20 protein-coding genes are annotated in these 18,107 nt (G+C 36.6%); 15 read left to right on the top strand and 5 right to left on the bottom strand.

Features of this window, described 5'->3' with window-relative positions; translation table 11 throughout:
- Positions 1–92: 92 nt before the first annotated feature.
- Both ACFVR1_RS13545 and ACFVR1_RS13550 read right to left on the bottom strand, forming a co-directional pair.
- Positions 93–419, bottom strand: a complete 327-nt coding sequence (locus ACFVR1_RS13545; RefSeq protein WP_387584720.1) for a phosphoribosyl-ATP pyrophosphohydrolase — start codon at positions 417–419, stop codon at positions 93–95.
- 189 nt (positions 420–608) lie between these two features.
- Positions 609–1,133, bottom strand: coding sequence for a cysteine hydrolase family protein (locus ACFVR1_RS13550; protein WP_387584721.1), 525 nt, complete (start codon positions 1,131–1,133; stop codon positions 609–611).
- Positions 1,134–2,384: 1,251 nt separating this feature from the next.
- Between ACFVR1_RS13550 and ACFVR1_RS13555 the strand changes: the two genes are divergently transcribed.
- Positions 2,385–2,825: an Lrp/AsnC family transcriptional regulator gene (locus ACFVR1_RS13555; RefSeq protein WP_387584723.1), complete on the top strand. Its 441-nt coding sequence runs from the start codon at positions 2,385–2,387 to the stop codon at positions 2,823–2,825.
- 11 nt (positions 2,826–2,836) lie between these two features.
- Positions 2,837–3,448, top strand: coding sequence for a LysE family translocator (locus tag ACFVR1_RS13560; RefSeq protein WP_387584725.1), 612 nt, complete (start codon positions 2,837–2,839; stop codon positions 3,446–3,448).
- 11 nt (positions 3,449–3,459) lie between these two features.
- On the opposite strand, the gene ACFVR1_RS13565 is transcribed toward ACFVR1_RS13560, so the two are convergent.
- On the bottom strand, positions 3,460–4,251 hold the full coding sequence (locus ACFVR1_RS13565) for a GNAT family N-acetyltransferase (protein ID WP_387584726.1): 792 nt from the start codon (positions 4,249–4,251) through the stop codon (positions 3,460–3,462).
- Positions 4,252–4,504: 253 nt separating this feature from the next.
- Between ACFVR1_RS13565 and ACFVR1_RS13570 the strand changes: the two genes are divergently transcribed.
- From ACFVR1_RS13570 to ACFVR1_RS13610, 9 genes are all read left to right on the top strand, one after another.
- A complete protein-coding gene (locus ACFVR1_RS13570) occupies positions 4,505–5,242 on the top strand; it encodes a 3D domain-containing protein (RefSeq protein ID WP_387584728.1) in 738 nt (245 codons plus the stop codon).
- A gap of 168 nt (positions 5,243–5,410) precedes the next feature.
- Positions 5,411–6,319, top strand: a complete 909-nt coding sequence (purU, locus tag ACFVR1_RS13575) for a formyltetrahydrofolate deformylase (protein WP_387584730.1) — start codon at positions 5,411–5,413, stop codon at positions 6,317–6,319.
- Positions 6,320–6,709: 390 nt separating this feature from the next.
- Positions 6,710–7,798, top strand: coding sequence for an ABC transporter substrate-binding protein (locus tag ACFVR1_RS13580; RefSeq protein ID WP_387584731.1), 1,089 nt, complete (start codon positions 6,710–6,712; stop codon positions 7,796–7,798).
- Positions 7,788–8,624 carry an alkaline phosphatase family protein gene (locus tag ACFVR1_RS13585; protein WP_387584733.1) on the top strand — a complete coding sequence of 279 codons (837 nt, stop codon included), beginning with the start codon at positions 7,788–7,790 and terminating at the stop codon, positions 8,622–8,624. Before ACFVR1_RS13580 ends, ACFVR1_RS13585 begins: the two co-directional genes overlap by 11 nt.
- A gap of 46 nt (positions 8,625–8,670) precedes the next feature.
- Complete coding sequence (locus ACFVR1_RS13590) at positions 8,671–9,504, top strand: ABC transporter permease (protein ID WP_387584734.1); 834 nt, start codon at positions 8,671–8,673, stop codon at positions 9,502–9,504.
- Complete coding sequence (locus ACFVR1_RS13595) at positions 9,504–10,289, top strand: ABC transporter permease (protein ID WP_387584736.1); 786 nt, start codon at positions 9,504–9,506, stop codon at positions 10,287–10,289. The genes ACFVR1_RS13590 and ACFVR1_RS13595 overlap by 1 nt, the downstream gene beginning before the upstream one ends.
- Positions 10,286–11,290: an ABC transporter ATP-binding protein gene (locus ACFVR1_RS13600; protein ID WP_387584738.1), complete on the top strand. Its 1,005-nt coding sequence runs from the start codon at positions 10,286–10,288 to the stop codon at positions 11,288–11,290. Before ACFVR1_RS13595 ends, ACFVR1_RS13600 begins: the two co-directional genes overlap by 4 nt.
- The gene (locus ACFVR1_RS13605) at positions 11,287–12,072 is read left to right on the top strand and encodes a DeoR/GlpR family DNA-binding transcription regulator (protein WP_387584739.1); all 786 of its coding nucleotides are present in this window, start codon (positions 11,287–11,289) and stop codon (positions 12,070–12,072) included. Before ACFVR1_RS13600 ends, ACFVR1_RS13605 begins: the two co-directional genes overlap by 4 nt.
- Positions 12,069–13,073 (top strand): histidinol phosphate phosphatase domain-containing protein, encoded by a 1,005-nt coding sequence (locus ACFVR1_RS13610; RefSeq protein WP_387584741.1) that lies wholly within the window; start codon positions 12,069–12,071, stop codon positions 13,071–13,073. Before ACFVR1_RS13605 ends, ACFVR1_RS13610 begins: the two co-directional genes overlap by 4 nt.
- A 926-nt stretch (positions 13,074–13,999) precedes the next feature.
- Here ACFVR1_RS13610 and ACFVR1_RS13615 read toward each other — a convergent pair.
- Positions 14,000–15,046: an acyltransferase family protein gene (locus tag ACFVR1_RS13615; RefSeq protein WP_387584743.1), complete on the bottom strand. Its 1,047-nt coding sequence runs from the start codon at positions 15,044–15,046 to the stop codon at positions 14,000–14,002.
- Positions 15,047–15,161: 115 nt separating this feature from the next.
- Here ACFVR1_RS13615 and ACFVR1_RS13620 point away from each other — a divergent pair, with 115 nt between their 5' ends.
- On the top strand, positions 15,162–15,755 hold the full coding sequence (locus ACFVR1_RS13620; protein WP_387584744.1) for a GDSL-type esterase/lipase family protein: 594 nt from the start codon (positions 15,162–15,164) through the stop codon (positions 15,753–15,755).
- Positions 15,756–15,855: 100 nt separating this feature from the next.
- Positions 15,856–16,266, top strand: coding sequence for a YugN family protein (locus tag ACFVR1_RS13625; RefSeq protein ID WP_387584746.1), 411 nt, complete (start codon positions 15,856–15,858; stop codon positions 16,264–16,266).
- Between the two features lie 159 nt (positions 16,267–16,425).
- On the opposite strand, the gene ACFVR1_RS13630 is transcribed toward ACFVR1_RS13625, so the two are convergent.
- Positions 16,426–17,337: an urea transporter gene (locus tag ACFVR1_RS13630; RefSeq protein ID WP_387584748.1), complete on the bottom strand. Its 912-nt coding sequence runs from the start codon at positions 17,335–17,337 to the stop codon at positions 16,426–16,428.
- 132 nt (positions 17,338–17,469) lie between these two features.
- Between ACFVR1_RS13630 and ACFVR1_RS13635 the strand changes: the two genes are divergently transcribed.
- Together ACFVR1_RS13635 and ACFVR1_RS13640 are read left to right on the top strand one after the other, a co-directional pair.
- Complete coding sequence (locus ACFVR1_RS13635; RefSeq protein ID WP_387584749.1) at positions 17,470–17,772, top strand: urease subunit gamma; 303 nt, start codon at positions 17,470–17,472, stop codon at positions 17,770–17,772.
- A gap of 16 nt (positions 17,773–17,788) precedes the next feature.
- Entirely contained in the window at positions 17,789–18,103 is a 315-nt protein-coding gene (locus ACFVR1_RS13640) for an urease subunit beta (RefSeq protein ID WP_387584750.1), read from the top strand.
- Positions 18,104–18,107: the final 4 nt, after the last annotated feature.

Consider the following 18,107-nt stretch of genomic DNA (forward strand, 5'->3'; position numbering starts at 1 on the left):
GTGTTTAATAACTCGCATCCGGGTGTCATCCACAGTTTGGTGAACAATTGAGTCAGACACTGGAACGCTAGACGAAAGCTGTAACCCAGTAGTTACTCATCCTCAATCTCTATCAAAAATATCCCTTCTTCAAATCCACCACGCTTCTCTTTCTTCACAATACGAATGTTTTCTAATTCTTCAAAGGTTGATTCGTGAATAGGTAATGCTGCATAGATTAATTCCAAAATGTCTGCTAGTTCTTCAAGTGCATCTTTTTGAGTATTTGTCTCTGCGAATTCTGCTACTTCTTCAAATAGTTTATTCTTTATTTCGATTAGGAGTTCAGATGGTTCCAGTGTTCGTGTAGTAAAATTACTTCCTGACTTTTCGATAACTTGTGGAATTCGATCTCGTACTAATTTGTTATAGACGGGCATTGGATTTCCTCCTTTTTCTTCAATAAACGAAAAGTATGAGCCTATCAGATGAAGAAACAATACGTATTGATCAATGGAAGGGTTATTGGGGTAATGAAAAGTAAAAGAAACCAGAAGCAGCCGAAATTTTTTTAGGCTGCTTCATATATTTTGATAGGATTTATTCTACCCAAACCATTGTGCTTATAATTAATGAAAAATAATGTCTTTCGTTTCCTTCGTATCCGCAAACCATCTTAATACTTGGTTATGGTGGTTGATGATTTGTTGTGCAGTTAGTTCTTCGTAATCCCAAGTACTATGGGCATCGGTTACTAGGGTGATATCGTAACCTAAACTGTATGCATTTCTGCAGGTAGTGTCTACACATACTTCGGATTGAATGCCGGCAATTATTAGTTGTTTAATATCAAGTTTTTGTAGCTCTTCTTGCAATTTTGTTTTATAAAAGGAATCAGGTGTTGTCTTTTGAATAATAATGTCTATGATTGTAGGGGTAATTTCAGGGTGTATTTCCCATTCTTTTGTGCCCGGTTCTAACATTTTTCCAGTTGGGGCATTATGCTGGATATAAATGATTGGAATGTTGTTGTTTCTTGCGTTTACTAGAAGTTGCTTTAGGTTACTAATAACTAAATTCGCATTGAATACTGGATTTTCTTTTAAAAACATACCGTTTTGAACATCAATGATTAAAAGAGCGCTTTTTTTCATAACCTTCTCCTCTCAATCTCTATAGTCATTATAGAATGGTAAGATTAGGAATACAAATATGATTTTTAAGAAGGTCACAACTGTAATTATAGATGCCTATTCCGGAAAATATGGTTATAAATTCGGTATCTATCTTTCATTTCCCAAAAAATTGAACCCATCGTTGGATTAATCAGACACATTTTAAAACAGTGATTATTTATAATTCAATTGTCTAAGTGGCATCAATAATACAGCATAGACTACAAGGACTTGATGAAAAGGAGGGGAAAATATGAGGAACCCAGAACAACATCACGGTGGACAACATACGCACCAACACCAGCATCAACATCTCCATCACCATCACCATTATCATCCTAGCGTCCCAGTGCATCACGCTCAACACGTAGGACATCACGTAGGACATCATGCTCAACACCATCACATGGTTCAACCGGTAAATTATTATCCGTTAGGCCAGAATGTAGGCCAACACGTAGGACATCATATAAATTATCAACAACAAATGCCACATTTTTATCAGGGCGGAATGACCCATCTTTAAGATAATGGAAGGTAAACTCAACCTCCAGTATTTACTACTGTTTCAGAAATGCCCGGTAGAATATTAATGAAACCGATGGAGAAAATGGACTCTATATGTCTGTTGGATCTTTTTTGTATCTTAATGGTTAACTGATTCAGCAAATTCTTTACTTCTTCTTGGAATTTTTTTGATTACTTTTAGAAGTTCTTTTTTTCTAGAATGCATGTGATACTAGATTTTCTACTAGTTTATATATATTTTTGTATCCCCCCTCTTTATATTTATTTAGACAATATAGGGAAAACTAAAAGAAGCGTAAAGGACTAAGTTTATAATATAATAGTAGGCTATTTCAGAGGTTTTGCTTCTGAGATGGCTTTTTTAGATTCTATTTTCTAATAGAAGACTTCGATGAACGACTTTAGTTTTGGTTGCTAAATTGATGTATTCATCCCCACCAATGAACATGCTATAGAAATAAAACTTAAAGTAATTGATTAATATTACGTATGTAATAATATTTTTGATTAAATAAAAAATTATCTAATTTTTTCTGTCTTAATATTATTAGGTTTTCTTGTTAAAATATTTAAATTAAAATAATATTTTAGGTTTTCTATCGAAAAAACTAAATGATTATTGAAATATTGAAGTATCGTTTTTTTATTTTAAGTCATTGATTATAATAATTTAAAAATACACAAATAAAGGGGGATAGATAAATGGATATGATAGACGCGAAGATTTTAGAGGTTTTAAAGAAAAATGGAAGAGCTACTGCATCTGAAATTAGTAAAAAAGTTAACTTATCTATACCAGCAGTATCGGAACGAATTAGAAAACTGGAAGATGCAAAAATTATTGAACAATATACGGTGAAAATCAATCGTGAAAAAATGGGTTTAAAATTATTAGCGATCATATTTTTGAATATTGACCATGCAGCAAATATTAAAAGTTTTAGAGAGGCAATCATCCCTTTTACGGAAGTAATTGAATGTCACCATATGGCTGGTGAATATGATTATATGTTAAAAGTATTAGTGGAAGATACGGCTGAATTAGAGATTTTACTAAATGACAAGCTAAAATCCATCCAAGGTGTTCGGACGTCCAATACGTTAATTGTATTATCCACTCTAAAAGAAAACACTAACAGGTAGGTGCGTAGCAGATGATTTGGAAAGGGTTTCGATTTGGGTTGCTTTTACAGATTGCAGTAGGGCCAATTTGTTTGTTTATATTTCAAACAGCTGCAGGGTCTGGTTTTTGGGCAGCGGAAATAGGTGTTTTAGGGGTAACGTTTGTAGATGTTTTTTATATACTTGCGGCCATATTCGGGATTGGAGCTATACTTGCGAAGTATAAAAAGACGAAGGGAATCATTCATTACATTGGAGCGGCTATTCTCATCGTTTTTGGTTTAAGTAATATACTAGGTTTTTGGGGAATTTCTCTCATCCGGAGCTTGGATTTTCATTCGGAGCAAAGTACTCATAGTGTTTTTTGGAAAACACTTGTTTTAACTCTATCCAATCCTTTAACGATTCTCTTTTGGGCAGGCGTCTTCTCTGCCAAAATAGGAGAAGAAAATTTGAAGCAAAAGGATTTATATATTTTTGGAATCGGAGCGGTATTATCTACTTTCATATTTTTAACCATTATCTCAGCGGTAGGCACTATATTAACATTATTTCTAGCGCCAATTTTACTGAGGGTGCTAAATTTTTCAGTAGGATTAGTATTAATAGCTTTCGGGATTAGAATTGTAGTAAAGGCAAGATAGCCAGTTTGAAACTATTGAAGGTTCTCTAATTCACTAGTATTAGCAAAGTATATATCGTAATCACCAAATTCTTTAAATCCGATATGGGTGCAAATAGGTGCAGAAGTACATTTAACAGCTTGAATCAAAGCAGCATTCGCACCCGAAGCACGCGCATCTTTCAAACGTTGGGTGACCATTGTTTTATAAATATTTCTCCCTCGCCAACCTGGATGTGTCGCAGAACCACCTAGAAGGACTTTGGTTGTCTCTGGAATAAACACTAAGTTGGTCCAACCAACAATAATGCTAGAGCCTGTTAGATAGGCAAAATAGAATTGATTCTTTTTGTATGCTTGAACAGACGCAATGATTGCCTCATCTGTAAGACCCATTCCGTACATATTTGCTAATAGACTTGCGTTTTCCATCACTTTTTCTTTAGAAACTGGAATGACATCTACATTCGGGTTAATGGTGATTGGAATATCAAAGTTTTCTAATACCATCCCAACAGAGGATTCGCCCTTTACCATTCCCCTAGCTGACAAAAGAATGCCAAGATAAGATGGCGTATTTTTGGGGCCTACAGCCCAGCTGAAAGGGATGTCACCAAATTCTTTAAATACTAAATCAATTGTTTCTTCCACATTATACTCAGTCAGTATAGCTCCACCAACTGTGTTTGCAAAAGGATTACGGATTTTTTTGGAGCGTACTCCCTTTAGACCGGTTAAATTCAAGTGCTCTGTTACTCCCGGCACTTCATTAAAAATCAAAAACGGTAACGAATCTACCAATTGAAACATTTCATCTTGATTCATGAATTTCTCCCCTTCTTTTAGTATTTTATCGTAGACATTTTATTCTCATAAATTAATGTGGATAACTGATTAATATGAGTTTATTTTAATAAAAATATTATACTTTTTAAGCCATTTTCCAAAACAGATTTTCGTTGTTTTGGAGGGTGGTTTCTTTTTATTTTATTCGAATGTTTGTTTTTCCTAGTTCTTGGGCAATACTTAGTCAAATTTAAAAGTGATTGTCAGATTACTTGTTAGGAGGAATTATGTAGTGAGAGCTAGAACTATTTTGTGCGTATTGTTATTCGCACTTTCATCGAATTCAGTATCATATGCACACGAAATTTTCCCTGTCGCCACGTATGATCAAAATTTATCGATTTCTAAGGATTTAATAAATGAAGTAGTAGCCAATGAAAGTCAATTAGAAGAATACTATGTACATTTTGAAGATGCATATAATATGAGAAAGTTTTTAGAACAAGTGCCGGAAACATACACAGTCGTTAAAGGCGATAATTTGTATCGGATTGCAATGGATCATAATATATCATTGGAATCGCTTATGACTTGGAATGGACTTACAGGTGATTTAATTTACCCTGATGATGTGTTAATTGTGAGTGGTGATGAAGAGGAAATTGGATCAATTGAGGCCATAGAAGAGCCAGTAACCACGGTATCTGCACCAATTATTAGCCCTCCACCTGTCGGAGAAGGGAAAGAAATACTCGTTACAGCAACGGCCTATACAGCATACTGTAATGGCTGTTCGGGTACTACCGCATATGGCATTGACCTACGAGCAAACCCTGATCAGAAAGTAATTGCAGTGGATCCAAGAATTATTCCACTAGGTACAAAAGTTTGGGTGGAAGGATATGGAGAGGCTATTGCAGGGGATACAGGAGGAGCTATTAAGGGGAATAAAATCGATGTATTCATCCCTTCTTATGACAGTGCAATGCAATGGGGAGTCAAAAAAGTAAAAATTAGAGTAATCAATTAAAAAGAGATGCCTATGTAATGTTTATTGCATAGGCTCTTTTACGTTAAAGAATAGGAAAGTATATCAATTTTCATGCCATTTCTAAGTAATAGAAATAATTCTTGAGAATATTCACATAATAAAGGATAATGAGAAAATTAATATATTACATATAGGAGTTGTACAAACATGGCTACTGAAACTCAAGCAAAAGAAAAATTGACAATACAACAAAAACAACTCGAAAATCGAGGGCGCTTATTAGTAAAATGCCCAGATAAACCGGGTATAGTATCTGCGCTATCTACTTTTTTACATAATCACGATTCAAATATTATGGAATCGAGCCAGTACTCCAGTGATCCAGAGAACGGTACATTCTTCATACGAGTAGAGTATCATTGTGATGAATTGCTCGCAAAATCAGAACAAATGGAGAAGGACTTTAAGGAAATTGCTTCTAACTATTCTATGCAATATGAATTTGCATATCCGAACGAGCGAAAGCGTTCTGCTATCTTTGTGTCTAAAGAGCCGCATTGTTTAATGGAGCTTTTGTGGGAATGGCAAAATGGCGATCTTGATACAGATATCGTAGTTGTTATTAGTAATCATGAAGATGCTAGACCTATTGTGGAGGCAGTAGGAATACCTTTTCATCATATTCCGGCAAATAAAGATATTCGGCAACAGGTGGAAGCGGAGCAGATTCGTCTAATGGAAGAGTATGAGGTAGATTTGTTAATCCTTGCGCGATATATGCAAATTTTGACCCCAGACTTTGTAAACCATTTTGAAAATCGAATTATCAATATTCATCATTCGTTCTTGCCTGCGTTTATCGGTGCTGGTCCATATGAACGTGCATTTGAACGTGGCGTAAAACTAATCGGTGCAACGTCACATTATGTGACGAATAATTTAGATGAAGGTCCGATAATCGAGCAAGATGTGGAACGAGTAGATCACCGAGACGATGTAGCTGAATTGAAAAAAATTGGTCGACTAATTGAACGTCGCGTACTCGTAAGAGCAGTAAAATGGCATTTGGAGAACCGGATAATCGTGGAAGGCAATAAGACGATTTTGTTTCATTAAGAGATTTTCAAGCTCCAAATAATATAGGGCTACTTTATATTTTAGAAATCCATGTCTCGAATTGCTTCGAGCTTGGATTTTTTTCATTTGATCTAGGGTATGTCGGAAATGTTCTCACCTCCGGTTAAATTGGTCGCTGGTCTATTGCAACTAGTCTCGAAGTGCTTATAAGGGAAAGAGAAATCTCTTGTTTCAAACTGACATTAAGTAAGAGGGAAGTCTCCTTTTTGATTTATTGATTACACAAACAGTATCTATACCTTGCATAACAATAGCTTTACAAATTTTACTTAACCTTATTAAGATATCCATACTTTCTTAATGTTTGTTTCGTATGATTTGACTTGTAAGCAAATCAAAACAAACACAAACAAATGGAGGTTCGCATTCATGTCTATGAAACGTGTATGGAAGAAAAGTTTAGTTAGCGTGTTAGCTTTATCGCTTTTAGCAGCTTGTTCTGATAGTGCAGCAAAAACAACTGTCAAAGGGAATGATTTGACGTTGGATGAAATAACAGAAAAAGCAAAAGAAGAAGGTACTGTAAATTCGGTTGGTATGCCAGATTCTTGGGCGAACTGGGTGGAAACTTGGGATGAGCTTGGAACAGAGTATAGTTTGAAACATACGGATACAGATATGTCTAGTGCAGAAGAGCTTGCGAAGTTTGAAGCAGAAAAAGAAGATGCTACTGCTGATATCGGTGACGTAGGTATTGCATTTGGACCGATTGCAAAAGATAAAGGCTTAACTTTACCATACAAAACATCTTATTGGGACGAAATTCCTGAATGGGCAAAAGACGATGAAGGCAACTGGGTTGTTGGCTATACTGGAACAATTTCATTTTTAACAGATACAAATAATGTGAAAAATCCTCCAAAATCATGGGAAGATATCAAAAATGGAGATTATGTAGTTAGTATTGGAGATGCTTTAACTGCTAACCAAGCACAGTTTGCTATTTTAGCAGCGGCTATGGCTTTTGGTGGAGATGAAAGTAATCTTCAACCAGGAATTGATTTCTTTGCAGAGCTTGCTAAACAAGGTCGTTTAAAAGGAGATCCATCTGTTGCGAATTTAGAAAAAGGTGAAATTGATGTTGCGATTCTTTGGGATTTTAACTCTTTAGGTTACCGTAGCCAAATTGATGAATCTCGCTTTGATGTAGTAATTCCAGAAGAAGGATCAGTTATTTCTGGGTATGCAACAGTTATTAATAAATATGCGAAAAATCCACATGCAGCTATGTTAACTCGTGAATATATTTTATCGGATGCTGGACAAGAAAATCTTGCAAAAGGTTATGCACGTCCAATTCGTGAAAATGTAAAACTTTCTGCAGAAGTAAAAGATCTACTTTTACCACAAGAAATGTACAAAAATGCGAAACCTGTAGGAGATCAAAAGGCATGGGAAGAAACAACAAAAAAAATTCCACAAATGTTCCAAGAACAGGTTTTAATCCATGTTAAATAAAAAAGTAGTGCTCATCGTAGTGGATGCCCTTCGATATGATACGGCTTGTACACACATGGGATATATGCAACATTTGGTTGAGCGAGGTGCTGCAGCACGCTATGAAGTCCGCTCGGAAGTACCTTCTTTATCTCGACCACTATATGAAACTATTTTAACGGGTACGCCACCTCTTATTCATGGGGTGACGAGTAATATGACGGTTCGCTTATCGAATCAAACAAGCTTATTCCACTTAGCAAAAAGCAGCGGTAAAACTACCGCTGCAGCTGCTTACTACTGGGTAAGTGAACTTTATAATCATGCACCATTTCGTCATTTTGAAGACCGAATTCAATTAGATACAAAGTTACCTATTGAAAACGGCTTATTCTATTTTGAAGATCATTATCCAGATAGTCATTTATTTGCAGAAGCTGCTTGGTTAATGGATCAAAAGAAACCTGACTTACTTTATATCCATCCAATGAATGTGGATGATGATGGACATAAGTTTACGGCTGATTCGAAGGAATATCGTAATCGTGTGTTAGCTGTGGATGCGCTGCTTTCTCTATTTATTCCTAAGTGTTTGGAACAAGGGTATGAAGTAATTGTGACCGCTGATCATGGGATGACAAGTGACGGCAATCATGGCGGAAATACAACAGAAGACCGACATGTACCCATGTTTGTTTTATCCAAACATGTGAGAGCAGGAATAAATGAAGGAATCGTTTCTCAACTTCAAGTGGCACCTTTAGTTTGCCATTTACTAAATATTGAACCTTCAGAGGAAATGGTTCCGCTCCTCTTAGAAGGTGTACGTATGCTAAAAGAGGCCTAGGCCTCTTTTCTTTTATAAGCAACAGAAACAGGAAGGACTGATCGAGATGAAATCTAAAAAGCAATTGTTCGTTTGGATACTACCATTTCTAGTGCTCATCTTATTGTTTTTCATTGTTCCACTTGTATATATGGTTATATCCAGTTTTAGTAATAGTGATGGACTTACGTTGGATCAATATAAATCAGCACTAACGAATAGTTATATTTTACAAGGGTTTAAAAATAGTATTACGCTGTCAGCGGTTTCTGCTTTGATAGCGTTAGTTGTTACAATGTTCGCTGTGTATGCGATAATGCGGTTTTCTGAGCCAGTACGAGAAAAAGTGTTAATCATTTCTAATTTAACGTCAAACTTCTCTGGTATCCCTTTAGCATTTGCGTTTATTGTATTGCTTGGGAACAGTGGTTTGTTTACATTGTTATTTGAAAAATGGGGAATTGATGCTCTTTCATCGTTCTCATTATATAGCTGGAGTGGGTTATTGCTTATATATGTTTACTTTCAATTACCGCTTTCGCTTATGCTGTTGTATCCAATTTACTATGGAATTCAACAACAATGGAAGGATGCTGCTGCATTACTTGGGGCGTCAACATTTCAATTTTGGACTAAAATAGGGATTCCTATTATGCTTCCTGGTATTGTTGGGACGTTTAGTGTGCTGTTTGCGAATGCAATGGGGGCCTATGCTTCAGCATATGCGCTGACAGCAAGTAACTATAATTTAGTCGCGATACGAATTGGAGCACTGTTGTCAGGCGATATTTTCGCACAACCAGAACTTGCAAGTGCGATTGCAGTTTTACTTGGCGTGACAATGATTACCGCGATGTTGTTAAGTGAGTGGAGTATTAAGAGAACTAGGAGGAATTTATAGTGAAAAAAAGAGGATTTGCTGATCTATTTTTTATCTTCCTAATGATATATTTATTCGTCCCAATCTTAGCAACAACGCTTTATGCATTTGCAACGAATTGGAATAAAACTGTGTTACCAGAGGGATTAACGTTTAAATGGTTAGCTACTTTGTTTCAAGATACGAGTTTCATCGAAGCTTTCGGTCGATCTGTATTACTTTCTGGGGGAGCAGTTATCATCGCTTTATTGTTTATTGTACCTGCCATTTTTGTCATTGTTCTTTATTTTCCAAAGTATGAGAAATGGATTCAAGTGGCGATTGTACTGGTATATGCATTTCCAGGAGTAATTTTAGCAGTAGGTTTAATCCGCGCATATTCAGGAATCGGCGTGCCGATGATTTTTATTGTTTTAGGGGCGTATGTCATTAGTATTTTGCCATACATCTATCAAGGGACACGCAATAGCTTGCGAAATGTGAATGCTCGGCAGTTGCTAGATGCAGCAGAATTACTAGGAGCTACTAAGCTCCAAGCATTTATAAAGGTTTTATTACCTGCCGTTTATCCAGGCCTGTTTGCAGGTGCGCTACTATCATTTTCCGTTTTGTTTGGGGAATTTGTTTTGATTAACCTAGTAGTTGGTTCGCGTTTTGAAACAGTTCAAATATATCTAATGAAAAAATTAAGTACAAGTGGGCATATCGCAAGTGCTGTTGTATTTGTTTACTTAGTGCTGATGGGCGTATTAACCTTTATCATCTCCGTCCTAACTAAACGATCGAAAGGTGTTGCAAATACATGAGTTATTTAGTGATTGAGGGTCTTCATAAAGAGTATGGCGCGAATACGGTGTTATCTAATATTGATATGACGATTGAAAAAGGTGAGTTTGTAACGTTGCTAGGTCCAAGCGGTTGTGGGAAAAGTACCATTTTACGAATTATTGCCGGGCTCACAGATGCAACATCAGGAGCGGTGAAAATTGAAGGAAAAGTAATGAATAATATTCAGCCGAAAAACCGGGAAGTAGGAATGGTGTTTCAATCTTATGCATTATTTCCGAACATGACGGTGAAAGAGAACGTTGCTTTTGGGTTGAAAATCAAAAAAGTGGAAGCGAAAGAAATTGATCGACTAGTAGAGGAAATACTTAAGATTGTCGATTTGTCCGATAAAGTGAATGCTTATCCGCATGAATTATCTGGTGGTCAGCAGCAACGTGTTGCACTTGCGCGAGCGCTAATTGTGCGTCCTAAGGTTTTATTGTTAGATGAACCACTAAGTGCTTTAGATGCTCAAATTCGTAAAAAGTTACAAGCAGACTTACGTTCCATTCAGATGAAGCTCGGCATTACGATGATTTTGGTAACACATGACCAAGAAGAAGCAATGGCTGTTTCCGATAAGATTTTCGTTATGAATAAAGGAGAAATTGCTCAAAGAGGAACTCCTACTGAAATTTATACGAAGCCAGAAAATGAATTTATCGCTAAATTTATCGGGAATTATAATGTATTTACGCGTAAAGAGCTGGAGCAAATGATTGGCGACACATTACCTGGTGAAGGTTTGAAATTTGCCATTCGTCCAGAAGCAATTCATTTGGAAGCAGCTCTAGGAGATTTAAATATTATTGGAATTGCGAAAGAATCAGTCATGAGCGGAAACGTTATTCGTACGCTTTTTCAAGCAGGTGAAAGAACATTCTCTGTGGAGCAGCTTTATCAAAGAGGGTATGCAATGGAGCTAGGAAGGGCATATGAATGCTATATTGCACGTGAAGATGTGATTGAGCTAACATGACACACTCGAAGCTTGAACGTTTTGAACATATATTAAGTAGGCTAGAATTTGATGGGAAGATTGTTGTGTCTGCTATTGCAGAAGAGTTAAATGTTGCTCCGGAAACCATTCGAAGAGACTTTGATGAGTTGGAGGAACAGCATTTATTGACAAGGGTTCATGGTGGAGCTGTGAAGTTTATTAATTTGCGAAAAGAACCTGAGTTTTTACGAAAGATGGATATGCAAAGAGAAGTGAAACTTGAAATTGCAAAAGTTGCAGCTATGAGAATCAGCGATGGCGATACAATCGCAGTGGATGTAGGGACAACAACGGTTCATATAGCGGACTACTTAGTGGAAGTGAACAATGTAACGGTTGTCACAAACTCCATCGCTGCTGCTGAAAGGTTTAATTTGGCAATCGAAGAAAAGCGAATGACCGGAAAAGTGATTTTGCTAGGAGGAACTACGAATCCTGCACAGTCTTCCGTTGGCGGTGCGATGACTTTACAGTGGTTAAGTAAAATGAATTTAGATAAAGCGTTTTTATCGTGCGGTGGAGTAGAATCAGGTATTGTTTATGATTACGACTTAGATGAATCGCTCGTTTCAGCGAAAATGGTAGAAAATAGTTTTAGTTGTATTTTGTTAGCTGATTATTCCAAAATGAATCAGAAATCGTTTTATACAATTTGTGGGTTAAATGAGTTGTCAGAAGTAATTTCAAATGAGAGATATCCAGCAGATTGGCATGGATACGATGGTACATGGACTGTGGTAAATGGAGGTAATTGTAAATGAAAATAGATTATCACGTGCATTTGGAGGAAGGGCCTTACTCGTTTCGTTGGTTAGAACGAACTTCAGAAGCGATTGCCTCATTTGGTTTACCAGATGGATTAGAAAAAGGTACGAAAGATTTTGTGACTTGGCAAGTAAATGCATGGAAAAATAGATTGGATAAAGGATGTTACTCCGAAGAGTGGTTGGATCTTTATTTGAAACGTGCGAAGCAACTAGGGTTGAAGGAAGTCGGGATAGTCGATCATTTATATCGTTTTCGTGAAACGAGAAATTATTTTGAGAAAAATATGTTATTGGACCCGTCAGATGATGTAGGAAAAGTACAACGTTACTGGCTAGACAGAGTGATGACCGAGAATATGGGTGACTTTGTGAATTCCATTTTGTCTGCGAAAGAGAAGTGGAGTCGTGAAGGTGTCGATTTAAGATTGGGTATTGAAGCTGATTATTTTGCAGGGTGTGAAGCAGAGTTAGTCGAGCTGCTTAGTGGTCAACCGTGGGATTATGTGATAGGCTCCGTTCATTTTGTGGATGGCTGGGGATTCGATAATCCGCAAACCGTAGAAATTTTTGAAACGATGAATTTGAAAGCATTGTACGAACGATTTTTTGAAACAGTAGAGAAAGCAATTCGTTCGGAGATATTTGATTTTGTCGCGCATTTAGATAATTTAAAAGTGTTCAATTTCCGAGTGGATGATGCAAAGTTTAATAATGAGTGGTATGCGCGAATTGCAGATGCACTTATAGAAACAGGAACTGCTACTGAAGTGAATGCTGGACTGTATTATCGATATCCCGTGAAAGAAATGTGTCCAAGCCCTGATTTCTTACGGGTTCTTGTGGACCGCGGTGTATCGTTTACGGTGTCTTCCGATTCCCATTATCCAGATGATCTAGGGAAATATACAGGAGAGAATGCAAACATGCTGAAAGAGCTAGGTGTCGATAAATTGGTCGGATTCGATGGTCGAGTGAAGAAACTTTATTCCTTTTAGATATTTTACTTTTTTAAGTATAGGTTGTTCTCATTGGGGGCTTTTTGCATTTGTTCAGAGATAAGAATGTATATAAATTGATGCCAGGAACAGGTTGATTTTCGCTGCAGGCGGACGCTTTCCAGGGGGCAAGCATCAAGCCGCTTCCCTTGCTCCTGCGCAAGCTCGTCGCAAAAATTAATTTCGCTGCGCTCAGTCCAGGGTCTTGATTTGCTTGCTAATCCCCTAGGAGTCGCCGCCTTCCGCTTCAATCAACATGCAAATAAGAAAAGAATCTACTTCGTCCGATTAATGAATTGGTACTTTTATTTTGCTTATCCATATGGTAAGCGGAACCAGAGAAAAATAGGTAGTTTCCACTGATAAAGAGGTGAAGAGCTTCCGAAATGGTATCTTCGGAAGCTTTTAAAAGAGTAGGTAAGTATCTTATCTCTCATTACCCAAAACAAATGCATCATGTCTTTATATATTCCAAGAGGGCGACGGACAAACTTTCGCCACAAGATTACCGAAAAATGGATCGTAAAGTGACGAAGTCACTTCACGATCCATTACTCTAACGGTAATGATGTAGCCAATGTTTCTTCCAAAGCACTCTGGAAACGGTGAGGACAGGATGCGATTATAAGACGCTTGCGTTTTTCTTATATGGTTCTGTATAGTTGGTCTCGGGTAGTGGCAGATTGGTCTCGCTTTCGGACGAATTGGTCTCGACTTCGAGTAAATTGGTCTCGGTACAAGCAAAATTAGTCTCGAAGTTCCATTTACTGTAAAAAACTACCTAGTTAGCAGAATTTCCTATCGAATAGAAAGCTTTTGCAACTGGTCTCGGGTGTGTCGGAATTATTCTCAAACATTCTTTAAAAGTAGAAAGAAACACCCATTTAAGAAAAGCAATTTGTCTCTTAAATAGGGTGTTTCTTCATCTATATATGAATCGGACTTTTCGCTCGGATATCTCCAAGAAAGAATTTACCGTAGGGAATAAGCTTTTGAATGGCGATGGAAATGATAATCGGAATGGCCAAGCCTAGTATTGTGAAACCGATCAATCCGTATTGGAAATAATCGTTTAAAATAATATCCGTGAAAATGTGCAAATACATGATTGCGATCGAATGTTTTTCGACTTTCGTTAACCAATGTAATGGTAGTATATTGGATAGTCTTTGAAAAGTACCAACAATGCCAATGATAAAAGCAATCGGTATTATTAAATCTAATAATGGATGATCGTATCGTAAAAATTTCATACTCAAATGATAATCAAGGAATCCCATTCTATCTGCAACTATTGCACCAATCGCAATTCCGATTGAACCAAGGAACCAAGGCAGTGTTATATGCATCCAAACTGATTTTGCATAGTAGCCGAGTGCGAAGTAGACGATGGCCATTAAAACAACGTCTAAATTCCATAGCATTGGAATTGTTTGGGCAGCTTTATCTGGAGAGCCACTGATTACGTGCATAGCGAAAATGCTTTCTAGATGTGCTACAAGGTAGAATGTTACGAGTAGAATAATTTGTTTTATACGATTTAAATATTTTGTCATCCAAATGAACAATAAATAAGTAAAAAACAATGTAGTTACAAACCAAAAAACACCATAAGCTCCACGAGCAAAACGACCTGCAATAACAAGCTTCCATAAATCATGTAAATACCAGGAAAGATCGAAGTTTCCTAATGCTAACTCCATGCTATATCGAACAGTAGTAATAATAAAAAGGAAAAATAAATAAGGAATCATTAGCTGCATAAATCTCTTTTTTACTATTTTATGTGAGTTTTGATCTTTGGCAATTTCTTTAAAAAATATACCGCTTAATAAGAAAAAGGCAGGCATATGAAACCAATAAATATATTTGATGAGCGGGACATCCAATTCTCCAGGATAATGACCAATGACGACTAAAATCATTAAAAATCCCTTCGTAACATCCACCCATGTTAATCTTTTTTGAGACATTATACTTCCTCCAAAGCTAGCTTTGTACTTCATGTTTGTTTATCCTTAATTGAGTGAATATAAACGTATAATATGTTTCAATTATATTACAATAATTTGTAGGGGGGTTTGTGAAATGTTGGAAGTAGTTTGTTTTGGGGATAGCATTACCGCAAGAAATGAAGGGTATCCTACTCCTATACTGACATACAAGCTTTCATTAAAAATGAAAGACTATAAGTTTATTAATGCAGGCGTTTCCGGTAATACAACGGAACAAGCAATGCAAAGGTTTAATAAGGACGTTCTAGCAAGATGCCCAGACATTGTGACGATATTATTTGGGGCAAATGATTCTTCTCTCCATAAATTTGTAGAGCTTGAATCTTTTAAGCAAAACATTAATGAGTTTACTAAAAAAATTGGACCATTAAAAACTATTCTAATTACTCCAGCTCCCGTAGATGAGTCACTACAGCCGAATAGATCGAATGAACGATTACAGCAATATGCACAAGCTGTAAAAGAAGTATCTGGTGAAACGGGTAGTCACTTTATTGACTTTTTCCATGTTCTTTATTCCGAACCGAATTATAGAGAGCTATTAATAGGAGAAAAAGATGATGGTCTTCATTTTGGAGAAGCAGGGTATGAAATTTTAACTAGTTTGATTGCTCAAAAGTTACAAGAAATACATATCGATAAAAAGATTCCAAAGAGTGCTGAATAGATTGGAAAGTAAATAAGCTTCTTTTGAAAACTCTATTTGTATTTTTTCACCGATTATTGTAAAAGCTATGATGGAGAATTTTAAAAAGGAGTGAGTGTATTTGTTACAGTTACAAACCGATTTAGAAGGAAAAAAGGCACGTTTTGGTGATTTACGCAATCGGATCCAAAGTTTAGGATATTCAATTGGAGGAAACTGGGATTACCATAAAGGAAGCTTTGATAATGTTTTGTGGCGCGATGAAGGGGAAACAATATATTTAAGGCTTCCATTCGAGGTGTTAGAGGGTGATTTGGATCATCATGAAGCATATATTAGGTTTCAGACACCGTATGTTATTAAGCATGTCGTACATGTTGGGTTGGACAATAACGAAAATTCATTGCTAACCTCTTCAGGGTTTGACCAATTCCAAGATCCCCTTGATAAAGATGGGAAGATTGAAAATAAAAATAGATGGGCGCACGCTGGAGAACAGGCTGTGGAGCAAGTAGTTCGACTAGTGCATTAATATATTAAAACCAACAAACCGTTTCGGAAGTTTCTAGCCGAAACGGTTTTCTTATATTGATAATCGAAAAGCAATTCATCAAAAGTCATTGAATAGATTAAATACATCATGGCGAGAATATATAGGGAATAATTAAAAGAAAGGATAGGAATGAATGACTCAAATATTAGGAAATACTTTTCGTGCATTTTGTATAAGCCAAGTAGACAGAACAAAAGGCATGGTGAGAACCGGTAAGCCATATTGAAGTAAAAAAGTGTCCAAACTTGCTGTAATTTGTACGGATAGAATAGAAGCAAAAATGCCTGTAATCCATGCATTTTTATGTTTAACTTCTAAGACGGAAGTTACTGCAATCATTGTTAAGACTGCATTGTAATTATAAAGGCCTAAGTTGATTAATGTAATTTCTCCACCAAGGAAAAGAGCAGTTAACCAGCCTATAACAGAACCAATAATTGCATAAATTCCATATCTCCTACTTGCAATGAAAATTGCTATGAGAAAGAAGAAGGCAGGAAGAATTTCATCTAGGAAAAAGACTTGTCCGATACCAGTTATTAATCCATGCCAATCAAGTGGACCGTCAAGTTCCCTTTCCCAATTTATTAAGTTTTGGGGCAAAATATTTGCTCCTGGTTTGATAAAGCTCAATCGAAAAGAAGTCCCGATAAAAAACCAAGTCAGAATGATGTATGGGAAGGTTAGGATAGGCATATCGAAGTGCTTTGTTATATTCATCAAGGCGGCAGTTACAATGGTTGTAACTCCTGCACATAATAACGCAATAATCCATTTATGGGGACCTTCTAAAAATAAATAAATGGCTAATCCTCCTAGGACAGAGTTAAATCCAAAGAGTCCACTTTTTAGTATTTTTTTATCTGCTCCACAAATACACGCAACGAGAGTACCAGTAATTGCCGAGCCGATTGTAATTAGTCCTAGAGGAATTGAGTAGATGGCAATCCCTGCTAGTATGAGTAGTCCGGAAATGATATTTTCGATAAAGACAACTTGTGAAATTCCTTTGACTGATGCGCTCATAAGTTGAATGAACTTTTCTTTCATGGTATCGCCTCTCTTTTCATAGTACTTAAATTACTCAAGAAATGGATATACGGTAAGCCTCACTAACTGTTAGATTCAAATTATTTTACCCTCTTTTACACAATATACACTCAATCGATTGGAGGAAAACGTATGCAATTGTTGCCACGTGAGCAAGAGAAATTATTAATTGTTGTTGCTGCCGATTTAGCAAGACGGAGAAAAGAAAGAGGTCTCAAACTAAATTATCCAGAAGCTATCGCGCTTATCACATATGAAATTTTAGAAGGTGCGCGCGATGGGAAGACTGTAGGCGAACTAATGTCTTTTGGTGGAACGATTTTATCATCGGAAGATGTGATGGATGGAGTTTCAGATCTAATTGATGATGTTCAAGTAGAAGCCACTTTTCCGGATGGTGTGAAACTAGTCACTGTTCACTTTCCGATTAGCTAAAAAGGAGGATATCAACATGAAACCAGGAAATTATGTGTTAAAAGAAGAGGACATTGTTTGTAATGAAGGAAAAGAAACAAAACGTATGTCTGTCGTCAATACAGGAGATAGACCTGTACAAGTAGGTTCTCATTTTCATTTTTATGAAATAAACACAGCACTTGAATTCAATAGGGATGAAGCATTTGGTTTTCGATTAGATATTCCAGCTGGAACGGCAGTTCGTTTTGAGCCAGGAGATCCAAAAGAAGTTCAACTTGTAGCATTTGGAGGAGAAAGACGCGTTTATGGTTTGAATTATAAAACGGAAGGCACATTAGATCGGGGGTAATGCT

It is taken from the genome of Psychrobacillus sp. NPDC058041 (assembly GCF_042885655.1).
Taxonomy (GTDB): Bacteria; Bacillota; Bacilli; order Bacillales_A; family Planococcaceae; genus Psychrobacillus.